Source organism: Desulfoplanes formicivorans, assembly GCF_001748225.1.
Taxonomy (GTDB): domain Bacteria; phylum Desulfobacterota; class Desulfovibrionia; order Desulfovibrionales; family Desulfomicrobiaceae; genus Desulfoplanes; species Desulfoplanes formicivorans.
This window is the reverse complement of the sequence record NZ_BDFE01000020.1, coordinates 308,525-324,644: the sequence shown is the minus strand read 5'-3', so window position 1 is coordinate 324,644 and position 16,120 is coordinate 308,525. Positions and strand designations below refer to the sequence as shown.

The window sequence follows — 16,120 nt, the reverse complement described above, 5'->3', positions numbered from 1 at the left end:
ATGAATCCTTTTGTTTACCGCGCCTGCACCTTCATGTCCTGGTTGTGCACCCTGATCCTTGTTCTTGTCATCGGGTATCTGCTTGGCTTTCTCGCCTTCAAGGGAGGCCCGACCATCAACACGTCCCTTTTCTTCGGGGACACGCCGATATGGGACGCTTTGACAGGACGGCTTCCCGTATGGGACGGCATATGGCCGGCCTGCGTGGGCACCCTTCTTCTTGTCGGCCTGGCCGCGGCCACGGCCATCCCCCTTGGTGTGGGGGCAGGCATCTATCTTGGGGAATACGCACAGGGCAATGGCAAACGCATCCTTGCCTTTCTCGTGGACCTTCTGGCGGGCACACCTTCCATTCTCATGGGACTGCTCGGTTTTGCAGCCATTTTGTTCGTGCGCCGGCTCTTTGATCTGCAGGCCCGCACCAGCCTGCTCACGGCCTCCCTGTGCGTGGGCTTTCTGGTACTCCCCTACATAGTCCGGGCCACCCAGACGGCCCTTGAATCCGTTCCAGGCGATCTGCGCACCACCGCCCTGGCCCTTGGCATGACCAGGTCCCAGGCCATCATCCATGTGATGCTTCCCCGGGCGGCCACGGGCATTGCAAGCGGCATCATTCTGGCCGTGGGCCGGGCAGCCGAAGATACCGCCGTTATTCTGCTCACCGGAGTGGTGGCCAATGCCGGTGTTCCCCACGGGCTCACGGACAAATTCGAGGCCCTGCCCTTTCACATCTTTTATCTTGCTGCAGAATACCAGAACCAGGACGAGCTGGCCCAGGCTTTTGGCACGGCCCTGATCCTGCTGTGCCTGACCAGCATCCTGTTCATGGCCACCGGCCTCATCAGCAACCGACTTGAGAAACAATGAAACCCACATCCCAACACGCCGTTGACGTCCGCAATTTCAGCCTTGCCATTGGTGGGACAACCATTCTCCGGGATATCACCCTCCAATGTCCGGCCCACAGGATCAGCGTGATCATCGGACGTTCCGGATCCGGCAAGAGCACGTTTTTGCGATCCATCAACCGCCTCAACGATACCATACTCACCTGCACCCACTCGGGCACCATCCGCCTGCATCTTGACCAACAATGGGTTGATATCCATGACCCCGGGGTACGGGTGGAAAAATTGCGACACCAGGTGGGCATGGTCTTCCAGTCCCCCAATGTCCTGCCCATGAGCATCAGGAAAAACATGACCCTGCCCCTCAAAATCGTGGCAGGTCATGATCGGGAACAGCGGTTCATGCGCATGGAACAGGCCCTCAGAGAGGCCCGATTATGGGAAGAGGTCAAAGACAGACTGGACAAACCCGCAACCATCCTGTCGGGCGGCCAGCAGCAGCGTCTCTGTCTGGCCCGGGCCCTGGCCCTGGAACCGGAAATTCTCCTCCTGGACGAGCCAACGTCCTCCCTGGACCACAAGGCAGCCCGAGGCATTGAAGAACTCATTCTGGGTTTGCGGGACAGATATTCCCTCATGGTGGTCTCCCACAGTCTGCGACAGACCCGAAGAATCGGAGACCTCATCACGGTATTCCGAGAAGGCGGGATGCAGGCCCTGTTTTCACGTCAGGAATTCCTGGAACAGGACATGTCCCAGGTCATGGAAGAATGGTTCTAGACCAAAGCAAAATGTTCAATGGCATCGCCATGGCCTGATCCCCTTCAGGATCCGTTTGAATGGGATTTGATGCACAAGAAATGCAGGTTAAAGGGGTCATTGGGAATTTCTGCGACCTCGACCCGGTCGAACCCTGCCTCGCGGAGCATGGCCTCGGCCTTCTCCCTTCCCCACATCATGCCCAGGCCTTCACCTCCGTCCACCAGACCCACGGGCATGCAGTGCATGAGGCTGACCGTATAGAGAAACGGCCCCATGGAATGATCCTGGTTGGCCTCAAGGCGACTCGAGGCGGCAATGTCCACCATGGAAAACATGCCTCCCGGGGTCAACAGGGCATACGCCCCTTGAAGGGCCTGTCGGGGTCGGGTCTGATCGTGGATGGCATCAAAGGCCAGAACATAGTCAAAGGTTTCCCTGAGATCATCTTCCCCGGCCAGGAGGGCGCAATCCCGCACCTGGAAGGACACGTTGGTCAGTCCCCGTGAAGCTGCTGCCTGGCGGGCGACCTCTATGGCCTGTCGGGAAATGTCAAACCCCACAAAAGAACTCCGGGGAAAGGCCTCGGCCATGAGAATAAGGGCCAACCCCTGGGCACAGCCCAGGTCACACACGCGGATGCCCTGCCGCATGCGGCGGACCATCTCGCCATGAGCAACCCACGGCAAAAAGGTGTCCACCAGCACGTGACAATGCTTGGCATCGGCAAGCTGTCCCATGAAGGCCTGAAATTGGGGATAATGATCATAGGTCACCCCCTGGCCCGTTGCAAATCCGCTTATGACCTCATCCAGGGCACACCGGGTCAGCAGGGGGATCTCCCGGGTATACACGCCCAGGTTGTCATTGCCCGCACGGCGGGTGATCAGGGCGCCATGTTCCCGGGGAAGCAGATACATATCCTCCCCGCGTTCATTTTTTTCCAGCTCCACAATGCCGCCTGTCACCATCACCCCGAGCCATTCCCGGATATATCGCTCATCAAGACGGGCATCCTTTGCGATTTCCTGAACCGTTGCGGGCGTGTCCATGGCATCAAGAACCTCGAACAATCCGGTTGTATAGCCGATGCCCATGGCCAGATTCAGGGCCCCGTAATTCAGGATATCCGTCATCTTTCTTGCAAAATCCTGTTGTTTTTCCTCGGATCTTTCTGCCATGTCTTTCTCCGCCCTGTTGGTCATGTCACTTTTCTGATAAAGTATACGGTCAACCTGAATGCTGCGGGTCATGTATCCCCAATGGATGCACGAGGCAATCCCCTTGCCCGGACGGATTCAGGACATATACACGGACCAGAGCCAGGACAGGGGCATGACCAGAAGCAGTGCAGGGATCATGCTTGCAACGGGAAACTGTTTCATGCCGCAGATGCGAAAGCCGGTGGCCAGCATGATGAGCCCGCCGCAGGCGGAAAAATCCGCCAGCATGGCCGGAGTCATCAGGGGCATGAGCTGTGAGGCCCCAAGATACAGCAATGCCTGGACAGCAAACTGCGGAATGACCAGAAGGGCCACGCTCAACCCCAGAGTTGCCGCAAACACGGGGGCCGTAAAGAGATCCAGGATGGATTTGACGATGAGCAGGGTGGGATCGCCGGTCATGCCCTCGCTCATGGAGCCGTACACCCCTGTGCCGCTCATGCAGAAAAGCACCAAAAGGGCGGTAAAGGTATCCAGAAATTCCTCCTGACTCAGGTTGCCGGAAGGACGTGTGATTTTTTCGATCCATGTGCGCGCCCTGGACGCACCCTTCTGGATTCCGATCTCCAGTTGCATCAGTTCCCCGCAAACAGATCCTGCCACCAGGGCCAGAACCACTGGCGCAAGAAATCTGACCTTGGCGATCATGACCACACCAAGGCCAATGGACGCGCACCCAAAGACCAGGGGGAGACGATGTTTAAGGTTGGGAGTGAGTTTTGAACCCATAAGGGCTCCGGCAGCCGTTCCAACGAGCAATGCGGCTCCGTTAACATAAGGACCGATCATATGAATTCCTTTTGGGCACCACTGGCGTGCCGCAGTTTGAAGGGAGAAAGGGAAGGGACAGGTACAAGAAGGCCAGACCGGAGATTCCCGGCAGCCGGATGTTCATGACGTGAGGGGAAAATGCTGGCAGGGGACTGATCAGTCCTCGCAGGTAAAACCGAACTGAATCCTGGATCTGGTGAAAAAAATGCGGACCTGACTTTCCCTGAGCCGGGCCATCAGTTTGTCGCATTCGTCAAAGGTCAGGGCCATGGTGACCTGCAGGGGCGTGTCTTCCAGATCGAAATAGCTTTCGGAATGGAAACGGCCATCGTGGCCGAATCCTGTCCTTCCCGAGGTCATTGTGGCTCCGCGCACACCAAGTTGTTTCGCTTCCCTGACAATCCAGTCGCCCAGGGGCATGTCGTCATGGGTACGATTCTGCTGGGTAAAAAACGTGACAAGATATCCTTCCATTGCGCTTCCGCCCTTGTTGATTGACGACTCAAAACCGGGTGCGGATCACCGGCCGCACACCATATGGCAGACCAGCCGCTCCCGGTGTATTCCTGAAAAGGGCGTTTACCCCGCGCCTTCATATCGGACAATGACCTGGATCACTGAACGTGGTGCCGCATGTCAAAGCATGAAAAAGGCACCCGAGGACAGCTCGTCAAGTCTGGGTTTGTCAATGATCTGCAGGGTTCCCCGTACTTTGAAGATCAGACCGATTTCCTGCAGACGGGAAATGACCCGGGCCGCTGTTTCCCGCGAAACCCCGACCATTTCCGCAACATCATTGTTGGTCAGGGGCAGGCTCAAACCCATCCGCGAGGAAAGCATGCCAAGGACATTCAGAATCCTGGTTTCGGCGCGTGCATCAACCAGGTCCAGGATACGGGTATAGGCGGCGTCCAGCAGATCCCCCATGGTACTCATGATACCTTCGGCCACCTCGGGATTGCTCAGGACCCATCGTCTGAAGGTTGGGGAAGGAATGGCCAGCACAACGGTTCGCTCCACCACCCGAGCGGAAAAGAAACGGGGCCGGGACTGAAAACAGGTCACGGCGTTCAAGGGCGTCCCCCGTACCGCCACCAGAGACGTGAAAATCTTTCCCGAGGGCGCCTCCTTGGCCAGGATGACCCGACCGCTTGCCACCAGATAGAAATCAGTGGAAGCATCGCCGGCTGTAAATACGTATTCACCCCTTTCAAAATGCTGGCGACGTGCGCTTTGGGCCAGCTCGACAAGGGCCGAAGTACTTGCCCGGTTCAGATTGATGTCAAGTTGCAACGCCTCGATGGTTTCCTGCATGGACTTTTTTTGCATGTACTCACTCTGTTACAAACGGTTATCCGCGCACCCCGTCATGGGGCAGACACGGGCATGGTGACAGGATAAAGATCTCCCGGACAACCCGGGAATACGCTGACCAACGCAGCCTCGGCTGCTTCACCGATCAGATTCGCACCTCCGGACACATGACAAGCCGGATGCTGGAAACGGAAAGCTCTCTTTGCATCAGATGTGCTCCCTCTTCCGGATTGCCCGGGCATCATACCGAAAAAGGGGGGATGGCCCCAAGGCCATCCCCCCTTTTTCACTTTCTCCCATAAGACCAATACCATCAGGCTGCAGCGCTCTCTCCTTCACCTTTGGCCTTCTTCAAAAAATTCAAGAAGAACACCGCAAAAAAACCAAGAAACAGTCCGCCCACACCGCTCAAGGCAACGATCAACTGTTTTTTGGGCTTGATTGGTTTGCTCGGGACAAGTGCAGGCTGGTCGACTTGAGCTACCCTGACATTATCGGGACGAATAGCAATCTTGGAAACCGCATCCAGTTGCTCCTGCAGCTCTCTGAGCCCCTCGATAAAGGGATCATCTGTCTTGCGGTTTTGCAGAGCAGCAATCTCAGCCTCAAGGGCTTTTGTCCCCCGCAGATAAGCAACCCCGAGGTCATATATGGCCGCCGAGCTGATATTGCTTCCCGAAAATTTGTCTTCAGTAATATGCAAGGCTCTGGCAATCTCAAGGGATTCATTGAGTCGGGCAATCTGGTCCTCGCGTTTCTCCTTGCCGTACTTACGCTTCGCCGCAATACTGTTTTTGAGAAAGGTGATACGATCATTTCTCATGGACAAGACATCGCCGATCAAAGTTTGCCGGGTATGCTCCATGACATGGGCCACAAAACCATTTACCCCTTGAGCAGCCTTTTCTGGATCATGGCTAGTACAGGAAAGGACATAAAAAGCTTTGTCTTTGGAACGTTTGCCACCTACTTTTTCCAAATGTAGCTCCCCGACATTCAACGGTCCTGCTTTTTCGGCAAACGACTGACGAAGATCCCTGGAACGAAGATTACGAAGAAAAAAATCATACACATATTCAGGAGTATACCTCGTCGAATTATCAGTAAGCGGCACGCCGTCACCCCCCATGTCAACTGCACGATTCAGCTCGGCGATGTCCTTGATCGTTGGGGGCAAAAAATAGGTTTGCACCTGGAATACTGGCGTTACCAAAAAAGCATATCCCACTCCGGCCAACACGCAGCACAAGGTCACCCCCAGGACGATCCATTTGCCTGCCACCAGGACCCGCCACAGGTCCAGCAGATCGATCTCATCGTCATCCATTCCCGTAGACATCATCTGCACAGGCACATACTGAACCTGTTCCGTCTTGTGCGTGTCGCTCACCTGTTGCTCCTTATTCAAAATTTACGGTTTACTTGTTCAACCTTGGGCACATGGCCAGGAAAACGCACCAAACTTCACAACCACGCGTATGCGTGGCTGGTTCGTGTACGAAACGTAAAACAAGGTATGCTTCCTGGGCACCAAGAGTTTGTGTCACAAGCATCCATAAAACAAAAGGGATGTCAATACTGCCACCTTGCAATTCAAGGGGGTCACCCAGAGCGTTCCCCTATTGCAAGCGGTTATCCTGCTCCGAGGCTGGCGCAGTGGCTTGTGCCGCCATTTTCGACCGTCTGTTTTTTTCAAAACGCATCTGCAGGATTTCCACGCCCAGGGCAAATCCCATGGGAAGATAGATATACCCCTTGGGAACATGTTTGTGCATCCCTTCCAGAAAGATGGTCACGCCAATGGTAATCAGAAAGGAAAGGGCAAGAATCTTCAGAGCCGGATTGTGCAGGATGAAATCACCAATGGGTCGGGCAAAAACAAGGATGATTACAAAGGAAAGCACAACCGCCGCCACAATGATCCAGACGTGTGAGGTCAACCCCAGTGCGGTGATCACCGAATCAATGGAAAAAACCATGTCCAGCAGAGCGATCTGGAAAATCACGGAAAGAAAACCACTCCCGCCATCCGCCCCGACCGTATCCTCAACCTCGTACTCGTCGCGCAGCTCAACGGTTTTGTGAATCTCGTGAACCGCCTTGAAAAGAAGGAAAAATCCTCCGCCCATGAGCACCATATCGCGCACGGAAAACGAGAGAAAAACCGGATGGGTCAACCCGGTCAAGGCCAGAACCACCCCGAGCATGACCAGCCGAGCGACCATGGCCAGGGCCAAACCTCCCACCCGGGCCCGCTGCTGCATGGACCTGGGCAACCGTTCCACCAGAATGGCGATGACCAGAACATTGTCAACGCCGAGAACCAGTTCCAGCCCCACGAGCAGGGCGAGAAGACTGAGCGCATCAAGCATGAGCCCCTCCCATATGATGTTGTGCTTGTCGGATCAGGAAAAACCCTGGTCCTGCAACGGGTTGACCGGATCACCAGCCAACCGCAGCGCCAACCATGAACCCGGTCTGCCAGGCAAAAACCAGGGACAGGAATCCGCGATCACGGGTTCGCCTCACCCTGCATGCCCGAGCAATGGTTTTTTGTCGAACGCCAATGCCCGGACCGCGACACCCGGGCTCACCTGAATGAAGAAGCCTGGCCATGCTTGACAACTGACCACTTGTGGATATCACTCCCCCTTTGCGCTGGCCACCCAGGCCCCGACTTTTTTGCAGCCACGGTATCAGACCACACTGCCGCCCGGCAAAAACATACCCCATCCCCATAAGGATACGACAACATGTCAGCTCAGGACAATCATATCTTTCGCCCCGTGATTGTTCTGCTGCTGGTCTTGTTGCTCATGCCGCCAGACCCGGACCTTGCGCCGGCAAACCGCCACTCTTTGCGCCATCATCCGGGTCCGGTCGATCTTTTTCCCGGTCTTGCCGAAGAATCTTCCCGGCTTGACGCGTCCTGCCCGCATTCCAACTCCTCCTCGGCCACAACCGCCCTCCTCCCGGCAACAATCCTGCTGGATCCCCCTGGATACCTGGAAATCCCCGGCAGACAAAACCATCACGACCTTGTCCCGGATCCGGAGACACGCTCCCTCACAATCAGGGCTCCTCCCCATTTCATGGCATGATATCGCCCGTCATTGATCCTTGAACCCGGGCAGTTACTGCCACGGGGTGAATCAGAAACGCCCATGAAAAAATGGAGGATGCATGAGCAAAGCTCATTGTGTTTCGTCCAATGACGAACAGACGCGTGCTTCAGCCCCTGAAGCCCACATTGCTGACAAACGCCTCACCAACAGGGAACAGTTCATTGCCGGTCTGAAAATGATCACCATTGCCGCCCTGTTCCTGCTGGCGATCTGGCTCCTTGAAAGTTAGACAACCCAGACAATTCATACCCATGATACTGGCCAACGCCTTTGAAAAAGGATTCTTTTTCAAAGGCGTTGGCATTCAGGGAAACAAAAAAGGGAAAAATGCCCCTGCACGTCATCCTGCTCTCTTGTGCAAGGCATTGACCGACCATCCCTTGAACCCCCAAAGAGCAGACTGCTGGAGTCCACCTGGCAAGGCAACCCGGACGGACCCCCATTGGCTGCTGCTTGGACCATACCGGGGCAGCCATCTCCCCCTTCATCTCTTCCTCGCATGGGCAGTTGCCCCCATACCTGCCTGCAAGCCAAGACTTTTCCCGACAGCCTGTTCCTTTTTCCAGCAAGATCATTGACTCACCCCGCAGGGGGTGGTAATGTAGTTTCAATTTCTCTCGTCATTGGTCCCCATGCCGTGGAGACCATCCACCGGAGGAGCAACACCATGCAGACATCCCGCCCCCAACCCGCTGCACGTCCGGAATGGTTCAGGGAACTATCCCGGTTTGCCAAACCGGATGTACACAAGTCCCTGTGGCAACTGGCAAACACCTTTATTCCGTATATCGCCCTGTGGGTGCTCATGATCCTGACGGTTCAGCACGGGTACCATTATGGGATAACCCTTGCCCTGGCAGCCATTGCGGGCGGCTTGCTGGTCCGCATATTCATTTTTTTCCACGATGCATGCCACTCATCCTTTTTTGCATCTGCCAAAGCCAACCGGATCCTGGGGTACATCGCAGGCGTTCTCACATTCACCCCGTTCAGGGATTGGCAGAAATCCCATCTCAAACACCACGGAACAGCCGGGGATCTGGACAACCGTGGCTCCGGGGATGTCTGGACAATGACCGTGGAGGAATATGAATCCGCCCCCTGGACCCGACGCCTGGCCTACCGCCTCTACAGGAATCCCCTGATCCTCTTTGGCCTGGGACCTGCCTACATGTTTCTGGTATCCAATAGAATTCCGCACAAGCATGCCGGGAAAAAGGAACGCCGCAGCGTTCTTATCACCAATATTTCCCTGCTGGTCCTGATTCTCGTCGCAAGCTGGGCCATCGGGTTTTGGACCTATGTAAAAATTCAGATCCCGGTCTTGCTTGTGGCCGGAACCATCGGAATCTGGCTCTTTTATGTCCAGCACCAGTTCCAAGGCGTCTACTGGGCCAGACATGAGGACAGGGATCAGATCAAGGTGGCCCTGCAGGGGAGCTCCCACTACAAACTCCCAGCCCCCCTGCAATGGATCACGGGAAACATCGGTCTGCACCATATCCATCACATGTATCCCAGAATCCCCAATTACAATCTTCAGGAATGTTATGAAGCCATCAAACCCCTGCAGGAAGTTCCCCACCTAACCCTACGCAAAAGTTTCCATTGCCTGCGCATGCGCTTGTGGGATGAGGCCAACCAACAGCTGGTCGGTTTCAGCAGGGCGAAAAAGGAATCAGAACAAGGGAAACCCCTGAGAGCTGGCTAAGAGATCAGCCAAGATCACAGGGGCCTTGTGCTATTTCATGGAATGTGAGCCTGCCTTGGACAGGCCGGAACATGGATGTGAGATTTCGCGGGTTGAATGAGACAGCAACGTTATGGAGCACCTTGATTGAGCGCCCGGCTTTTCCCATCGAAGGGATGGATCAAATCAGTTCCTCATTGATCCCCAAATGGGACTATTGTATGGACGCAATGGGTACATCCATTTACCGAAACACGGTAGAAGTAACACCATGCTTTCAATCATGTTACTTCTACCGTGTTTCGGTTTATATAACATACACAGAAAGTATTTTTTAATAATTTTAATATAGAAATAAAAAACATCTATCAACGCCATTACATCAATCTATAGTTACAACAAATATTCTTTCAAATAATATCAACTGGTTCTGTTTTTTCAAGTTTGAAATTACCATTAACCGCACTCATTTTAACAATGTTTCCCATAATTCTGCCGTCTTGTTTATAAAATTCAAGCATCTTGGTAGCTTTAGAATATTTTGTATTGTCACCGAACTTTTTCTCAAATCCATACCAATTTTTGCCACCATGGACAATAACCATGCGATAGGCACCCAATGGTATTTTGCTCTTGAAAGTGGTCCCCGCATTTACAAATGCCTGAAAAATTCGTTTTCCCGTATCGACATCAAAAAGCATGATAACGTTATTTTCGTTATTATTTGCTTCAAATGTAAAAGGTGCCACTGCCATCTCTGATGAATATAACACATACCCATTGTCTGGAAAATCTACTCTTTTCAAAGAAGTCGTAACAACAGGTATACTCATATTCAACTTTGCTGATGTCATTAGATCTTGTTTTGCAACAGAAATAATTGACATGCAAAGTCCAACAAAAATGATTAAAACCAAAAATCCAATTAAAATTCCGATATGATTTTTTTTATTTTTTTGATTGAGTCTTCTACTCTGGTATATTGAACGTTGGGCAAATAACTTTTTATTATTTTTGATTTTTTCCTTATTTAACTTTTTTAGAGCCCAGGAATACAGGCATCCACACAACGGACATTCACATTTTTGGGGATCATAGGTATCCATGCCTACTTCATATTTGCACCCACAATTCGGACAGATTATCTTTTTCATATCCGTCATGACAAAACTCCGCACTCCCTTAAAATTCCCCAATAATATCCCGAACTCAGGGCGTTGCCGAATCAGACGTAACATTTATAATCCCCCGGCATTGGGGAAACGCGCTACACCCCCAAAACAAATTGCCAGCATTTGCGCCCCTTGTGGCTTTCCTGAGAACCATGGGCCGGCCACATTTGGGGCATGAAGGGGGATCACAATGGTTTTGTTTTAACGATATTTTCCCATAATCTGCTTGTTTTTCATAAACATTTTGAACACCTAAAAGCTGTTCATCGGTAATGCCGAACCGGGCACGATAATCAATTTGCTGCGGAATATGCCCTTGAACAATTTTTTGAGCTATCTTGATCAGCGTTTTTTTGGAGACAAGATTAACAGCCCCTTTAAGATCCCTCACAAAGGACAAAGACGCTGTGGTCTCTGTATACACATTTTTAAAAAGATCAGCCTTAACCACTTTTCTGGAAACGTCCGTTTCGTGTTTCGGACGGATAATCCGCGAGTTAGGAGCACAAAGTACAAAAAAATCCAGTTGGGGGCGCAGGGTAATCCCCAAGCGTTTGGGAAAAAAATCGCGAGATACCAGATAACGCTGTAAAATTTCCATCTGCCTTTTGGCCTGTTCCACAGGCGAGGCCATCCCGCAGTAGAATTTACCATTCCAGTATTCAAACTCTCCATTTTCCTTTATTTTGAACCCATGAGAATAATTTTTGGATTCAAGAACAAACATGCCAAGATTTCGGTTAATCAACAAATGATCGATCTGGGCGACATCCCCATTGTCCTTGATTCGCAAATCATGGATAAGAACCCGGTTGGGATGGTCTTTGACAAATCCTTCCAGGAAAAATGCACAGGCCCTTTCACCTTTGAATCCTTGTTGCATCCTGGCGATTTCATTCCGAATGCGTTGTTTCGTTTCTTCCGGGATACCAGGGGCTTTCAAAAATGATGTCAGAGTAGTAATATGAGGCTCAATCGAGTCTTTTCTCTTAATGATCATGGTTTTTCCCTATTGGAGACAGTTCCAATACAAAACAACCCAAAACATTGGGATTGAATAAGGAGAAAATTACAAGTTCTTTGCTGGCTACAATAGATGATCTATTTCAGGCAGCTTAGAATGCCAACTCCCCAAAGAAGCCAATCGTCCCTTGAACAAGACCGTTCTCGATGCCCCGGCTATCAACATCGAACTGTCTGGAAAGTATCATGTTTTAATCTGCTTAAATCCATCAGAGCCTTAGGCAACACATGAAAAAATAATTGTCGTTCACCTTTGTCTTACATTTTCGAACAAAACGAATGTCCAAAAAACACACATCCAAATATCACATCCCCAAGCCATTGTTAACACGTCATTTCACGAGGATTTTCTATGGACCCTACCATACAACCCTACCCAGCGTGGTTCTTTCAACAAGAAATGAATAAACCCGAGCAGTTATCCTCATGCCTGAAAACAAAACGGTTTCAACAACGCAATATTCCATACAATACATATCTCTATTGAAAAAATGTCATAAGAATATCTTTATCGCATTTGGCGTATGCCAGTCAGTAAAAACACGTATTCTGATGGGTAAAATCACGTAGTGGAAATGGAAAGGAAGAAAAAACCAAAAATGGGGTCAGGCTACAACCTGGATCACAAGACCCTTTGGGGAGCCGTCCTTGGCTGGCAAGGATGAGGAAAAACAGGAGACGGGGTAAAAAAATTTAGCCGTTCGTTGGCAGTCATTGCAAGGAAAAATAAGGGTCCCGGATCAGCAAACACGCCCGGAACCCGGATGCAACCATTCAGTAATGAACCATACGCGGCAGTTCCTTGGACTGGGCAATCCAATCCTCCACCTGCGAGGGAGCCGGCAGCTTGCGCACGAGATTTTTGTCCTCATTTGCCTTGGCCATGGCTTCCACAAGATTTTCCGGATTTCTCCGGGCAAGCTCGGGTACGGTATCCACCCCGGCACATTCCAGAAGGTCGGCATACTGGGTGCTGATGCCCCGTACCCGGGACAAATCCGCCCGGTTGACCCAGGCAAGGATCAGTTTTTCGGAAATGCCTGCATGTTCAGCCAGTTCTTTTCTTCCCTTTCTTGGTCCGGCCTTTTCAAGAAGCTCTTCCACGGAATCAATACCGCCGGCTTCAAGTTTTGCCATATAAACGCTGCCTATCCCTTCGATGGAGCTCAATTTGGTCATGCCTGTACCTCCCTGTCTTCTTTGATGTTGGAAAATCATGCCATTGCTGTTGCAAGACAGGGAAGTTTCATTCCAGTATTGGACCAGATATGAAAAGGGTCCATATACCGCCAGGAAAGGTGATCCTCGCCTCCTGCAAAAACAGTTGCAATCCCGTTCTCCGGGACTTCTCTCCAGGAAGGCGTGGACGAAATCGGACAAAAGCGGACAGTTTATGTATGCAAGAAGACGGGGCGAAAGAGACGGGAAGGCAGAAAAAGGGGGAGACAACTTGAAGGTAGAGGTATCAGGGCGTCCTCGCCGTTGCCATGACCTCTGGACCGGGTCGGAAAAGGAAACTGACGTCTGGGAACCGTGCCTGAATTTCATGAATCCTCATGCAGGCAGGGCTGCCCACAACGGATCATGAACTTGCGGGAATCCAAGCCCCGGATCTCATCCCCTGCTTGAACCGTGCTCGTCCAGGACCTTGCGAATGGTCCCGGCCAGATCGGCGTTGACAAACGGTTTGTTCATGAGGGCTCTGGCCCCGAGCTCCGAAACGGATTTGCCAAGGACCTTGCTGCTGTATCCGGTACACAGGATAACGGGGATGTCCGGTCGGATTTCCAGGAGACGGCGGATGAGTTTGTCCCCGGTCATCTCGGGCATGGTCACGTCAGAGATGACCAGATCAAACGCCTCGGGCCTGGAGGTGAACATATTCAGGGCTTCAAGGCTGGAATTGGTGACCATGATCGTGTAGCCGAGCTTTTCCAGAAAATCACGGACCATGGTCGTGATGGCTGGCTCGTCATCCACAAAGAGAATCCGCTCGGACCCGCCCTCAAGAGGAACGGGCTTGGAGGATTTTTCCGCAACCCGCGTTTCCATGGCAGGCAGAAACACGGTAAAAACGGTTCCCTGCCCCTGCCTGCTCTGCACCTCGACTGTTCCGCCATGGTTCTTGACGATGCTGTGGGTCAGGGCAAGGCCCATCCCTGTTCCGCCACCCTGTTTCTTGGTCGTGAAATAGGGTTCAAAAATGTTGTCCATGATCTCCGGCGGAATGCCCTGCCCGGTATCCGATACCGTGATCCGGACGTAATCCCCGGGACGCAATCCCCGGGACGCGGCTGCATCCTCAGCCAGATGTTCGTCGCTCAGGTTCATTTCCATGATGCCACCATCATCTTCCATGGCTTGGTAGGCATTGGTGAGCAGATTCATGAGGACCTGATGGATGCGAGTCGCATCGCCCTTGACCAAAAAATCACTGGTAATACGGGATCTGATCTCGATAGTTGAAGGCACCGAGGAACGAATGAGCTTGAGCACTTCCTTGGCCAGACTCGCCACCCGAATGGGGCGGAGTTCCTCATCACTCTTGCGGGCAAAGACCAGAATCTGACTGACCAGATCCTTGGCGCGAATGGCCGCGGAATAGACCATATTCAGATATTTCTCCAGGTTAGACCCCGGTTCGACCGAGTGCAGGCTCAACTCCGCATATCCCAGGATGGAAGCAAGGATATTGTTGAAGTCATGGGCAATACCTCCGGCAAGGGTGCCAATGGACTCCATCTTCTGAGCCTGCACGAGCTGCTTGCGCAGTTTTTCCCGTTCCTCTCTCTCCTGCATGACATCGGTGATGTCCCGGCCCTCGACCACAACGCCCCTGATGGTTTCCCGATCCGTGTACGGCTGAAACGATATATCCATGTACCGTTTGCCCTTGTCCGGATATTCGATCCACGACTGACATCGAAAAGACTCACCCTGCAGGCATCTGTCAATGTCCTTGTCGGTGATACCCTCATGGTCGAATCTTTTGTTGACATCCTGCACGCGGATGCCGATGAAATCCAGGACATCCCTTTTCCTGTAGGCGGCAAAGGTATCATTGACAATGCGGTATCTGTGATCCGCATCTATCAGCAGCATGAGATCGTTGGAGGACGAAACCATATACTTGTAGGCCTGCAAATCCTCTTCAAGGATTTTGCGCTCGGTGACATCCGAGATGACGACCACAACCCCGTAATCCTCCAGGGGAATGGGCGCTGCCGTGACATCCAGCCAGAAGATGTTGCCATTCGCATCCCTGTGCATCACATCCCGACCGGCAATGATCCTGTTTTCCCGCAAGGCCTTCACTTCGGTGCACTCTTCCGGAGGAACCGGCGTGCCATCGGAACGCAGGACCTCCAACCGTTTGTCAGCCTTGGCCCGGGGCACGTGCTCGTTGCGTGCAATGCCGAAAATCTTCTCATAATGCGGATTGAGCTCCAGGATCTTTCCCTGGGGATCGGTAACAACAATGCCCATGGGGATGGTTGAAAAAAGGGTCTTGTATTTCAGAAGATTTTCCTTGAGCTCACGTTCCTGCTCGTGAAGTCGCTCTTCCCGACATTGCAGTTCCCTGGACAGATTCTGCATGGATCTGCCAATGGAAACCATTTCCAGCCCCCCCTTGAGGGAAAGAACACGGCCGTAATGTCCTTCCGAAACCGACTGAATGTATGCGAGCAATTCATTGAGGGGGAGAGAAAGGTAGTGGTGGACAATGAACATGACGACCAGAACCGAGAGAACCAGAATGGGCACAAGAAGGCCACCTGCGGCCAGCATGGTGCGCACCCATATGGGGCCGGCATCAAACGGTGCAAAGGTCACGTCCAGAGAACCGACCTGGTGGCCCTGATAGGAGATATCCCTGTGCAGGGTGATGTGATCCCTGCCTTGAACATTCTCGTGGGAAGACAAAAGCGTTGATGACTCATCAAATATGCTGATCGACTGGACATGGCCAAGCCCCATGGCCATGTTGCCCAGATAGTTCATGGACGTGACATCGTATTTCCACAAGCTCAATGCGAGTTTGTCGGCGAAAAAATCAGCTTCCTCGTTGATCTGAGCGATATAGTGATTTTTTTCCTTTGAAATAAGAAAATATGAATAGCATACAGAAATCAAGATCGATGCAGATATAATGACAATCGAAAGGCATAAAGACAATGTCCTACTGATAGGCTTC

The 16,120-nt window shown here is 52.2% G+C and carries 16 protein-coding genes; 5 read left to right on the top strand and 11 right to left on the bottom strand.

What is annotated here, in order from left to right; all coding sequences use genetic code 11:
• Both pstA and DPF_RS13025 read left to right on the top strand, forming a co-directional pair.
• Window positions 1–867 (top strand): phosphate ABC transporter permease PstA, encoded by an 867-nt coding sequence (gene pstA / locus DPF_RS13030; RefSeq protein WP_069860097.1) that lies wholly within the window; start codon window positions 1–3, stop codon window positions 865–867.
• Window positions 864–1,628 (top strand): phosphate ABC transporter ATP-binding protein, encoded by a 765-nt coding sequence (locus DPF_RS13025; protein WP_069860096.1) that lies wholly within the window; start codon window positions 864–866, stop codon window positions 1,626–1,628. Before pstA ends, DPF_RS13025 begins: the two co-directional genes overlap by 4 nt.
• A 44-nt stretch (window positions 1,629–1,672) precedes the next feature.
• Here DPF_RS13025 and DPF_RS13020 read toward each other — a convergent pair whose 3' ends face one another.
• The 7 genes from DPF_RS13020 to DPF_RS14180 all read right to left on the bottom strand — a co-directional run bounded on the left by DPF_RS13020 (window position 1,673) and on the right by DPF_RS14180 (window position 7,531).
• Window positions 1,673–2,788, bottom strand: a complete 1,116-nt coding sequence (locus DPF_RS13020) for a class I SAM-dependent methyltransferase (protein ID WP_069860176.1) — start codon at window positions 2,786–2,788, stop codon at window positions 1,673–1,675.
• A 117-nt stretch (window positions 2,789–2,905) separates the two neighbouring features.
• Window positions 2,906–3,619, bottom strand: a complete 714-nt coding sequence (locus DPF_RS13015) for a DUF554 domain-containing protein (RefSeq protein WP_069860095.1) — start codon at window positions 3,617–3,619, stop codon at window positions 2,906–2,908.
• A 138-nt stretch (window positions 3,620–3,757) separates the two neighbouring features.
• Entirely contained in the window at window positions 3,758–4,075 is a 318-nt protein-coding gene (locus tag DPF_RS13010) for a DUF190 domain-containing protein (protein WP_069860094.1), read from the bottom strand.
• 162 nt (window positions 4,076–4,237) lie between these two features.
• On the bottom strand, window positions 4,238–4,930 hold the full coding sequence (locus DPF_RS13005; protein WP_069860093.1) for a Crp/Fnr family transcriptional regulator: 693 nt from the start codon (window positions 4,928–4,930) through the stop codon (window positions 4,238–4,240).
• Window positions 4,931–5,228: 298 nt separating this feature from the next.
• On the bottom strand, window positions 5,229–6,305 hold the full coding sequence (locus tag DPF_RS13000; protein ID WP_069860092.1) for an LPS O-antigen chain length determinant protein WzzB: 1,077 nt from the start codon (window positions 6,303–6,305) through the stop codon (window positions 5,229–5,231).
• Between the two features lie 229 nt (window positions 6,306–6,534).
• Window positions 6,535–7,287 (bottom strand): TerC family protein, encoded by a 753-nt coding sequence (locus DPF_RS12995; protein WP_069860091.1) that lies wholly within the window; start codon window positions 7,285–7,287, stop codon window positions 6,535–6,537.
• A gap of 70 nt (window positions 7,288–7,357) precedes the next feature.
• Entirely contained in the window at window positions 7,358–7,531 is a 174-nt protein-coding gene (locus tag DPF_RS14180; RefSeq protein ID WP_176724271.1) for a hypothetical protein, read from the bottom strand.
• 137 nt (window positions 7,532–7,668) lie between these two features.
• Here DPF_RS14180 and DPF_RS12990 point away from each other — a divergent pair, with 137 nt between their 5' ends.
• From DPF_RS12990 to DPF_RS12980, 3 genes are all read left to right on the top strand, one after another.
• Window positions 7,669–8,016 carry a hypothetical protein gene (locus tag DPF_RS12990; protein WP_069860090.1) on the top strand — a complete coding sequence of 116 codons (348 nt, stop codon included), beginning with the start codon at window positions 7,669–7,671 and terminating at the stop codon, window positions 8,014–8,016.
• Between the two features lie 82 nt (window positions 8,017–8,098).
• A complete protein-coding gene (locus DPF_RS14175; RefSeq protein ID WP_176724270.1) occupies window positions 8,099–8,269 on the top strand; it encodes a hypothetical protein in 171 nt (56 codons plus the stop codon).
• Between the two features lie 438 nt (window positions 8,270–8,707).
• Window positions 8,708–9,751 (top strand): fatty acid desaturase, encoded by a 1,044-nt coding sequence (locus DPF_RS12980; RefSeq protein WP_069860088.1) that lies wholly within the window; start codon window positions 8,708–8,710, stop codon window positions 9,749–9,751.
• A gap of 389 nt (window positions 9,752–10,140) precedes the next feature.
• On the opposite strand, the gene DPF_RS12975 is transcribed toward DPF_RS12980, so the two are convergent.
• From DPF_RS12975 to DPF_RS12960, 4 genes are all read right to left on the bottom strand, one after another.
• Window positions 10,141–10,836 carry a hypothetical protein gene (locus DPF_RS12975; protein WP_141721137.1) on the bottom strand — a complete coding sequence of 232 codons (696 nt, stop codon included), beginning with the start codon at window positions 10,834–10,836 and terminating at the stop codon, window positions 10,141–10,143.
• Between the two features lie 103 nt (window positions 10,837–10,939).
• Window positions 10,940–11,902: a nuclease-related domain-containing protein gene (locus DPF_RS12970; protein ID WP_069860086.1), complete on the bottom strand. Its 963-nt coding sequence runs from the start codon at window positions 11,900–11,902 to the stop codon at window positions 10,940–10,942.
• 797 nt (window positions 11,903–12,699) lie between these two features.
• Entirely contained in the window at window positions 12,700–13,104 is a 405-nt protein-coding gene (locus tag DPF_RS12965; protein WP_069860085.1) for a DUF4332 domain-containing protein, read from the bottom strand.
• 435 nt (window positions 13,105–13,539) lie between these two features.
• Complete coding sequence (locus DPF_RS12960; RefSeq protein ID WP_069860084.1) at window positions 13,540–16,059, bottom strand: PAS domain-containing hybrid sensor histidine kinase/response regulator; 2,520 nt, start codon at window positions 16,057–16,059, stop codon at window positions 13,540–13,542.
• Between the last annotated feature and the right edge of the window lie 61 nt (window positions 16,060–16,120).

Coding starts and splice junctions, on each gene's coding strand:
- pstA (WP_069860097.1), top strand. CDS start 1: ATGAATCCTTTTGTTTACCGCGCCTGCACCTTCATGTCCTGGTTGTGC.
- DPF_RS13025 (WP_069860096.1), top strand. CDS start 864: ATGAAACCCACATCCCAACACGCCGTTGACGTCCGCAATTTCAGCCTT.
- DPF_RS13020 (WP_069860176.1), bottom strand. CDS start 2,788: ATGGCAGAAAGATCCGAGGAAAAACAACAGGATTTTGCAAGAAAGATG.
- DPF_RS13015 (WP_069860095.1), bottom strand. CDS start 3,619: ATGATCGGTCCTTATGTTAACGGAGCCGCATTGCTCGTTGGAACGGCT.
- DPF_RS13010 (WP_069860094.1), bottom strand. CDS start 4,075: ATGGAAGGATATCTTGTCACGTTTTTTACCCAGCAGAATCGTACCCAT.
- DPF_RS13005 (WP_069860093.1), bottom strand. CDS start 4,930: ATGCAAAAAAAGTCCATGCAGGAAACCATCGAGGCGTTGCAACTTGAC.
- DPF_RS12995 (WP_069860091.1), bottom strand. CDS start 7,287: ATGCTTGATGCGCTCAGTCTTCTCGCCCTGCTCGTGGGGCTGGAACTG.
- DPF_RS14180 (WP_176724271.1), bottom strand. CDS start 7,531: ATGGCCAGGCTTCTTCATTCAGGTGAGCCCGGGTGTCGCGGTCCGGGC.
- DPF_RS12990 (WP_069860090.1), top strand. CDS start 7,669: ATGTCAGCTCAGGACAATCATATCTTTCGCCCCGTGATTGTTCTGCTG.
- DPF_RS14175 (WP_176724270.1), top strand. CDS start 8,099: ATGAGCAAAGCTCATTGTGTTTCGTCCAATGACGAACAGACGCGTGCT.
- DPF_RS12980 (WP_069860088.1), top strand. CDS start 8,708: ATGCAGACATCCCGCCCCCAACCCGCTGCACGTCCGGAATGGTTCAGG.
- DPF_RS12975 (WP_141721137.1), bottom strand. CDS start 10,836: ATGGATACCTATGATCCCCAAAAATGTGAATGTCCGTTGTGTGGATGC.
- DPF_RS12970 (WP_069860086.1), bottom strand. CDS start 11,902: ATGATCATTAAGAGAAAAGACTCGATTGAGCCTCATATTACTACTCTG.
- DPF_RS12965 (WP_069860085.1), bottom strand. CDS start 13,104: ATGACCAAATTGAGCTCCATCGAAGGGATAGGCAGCGTTTATATGGCA.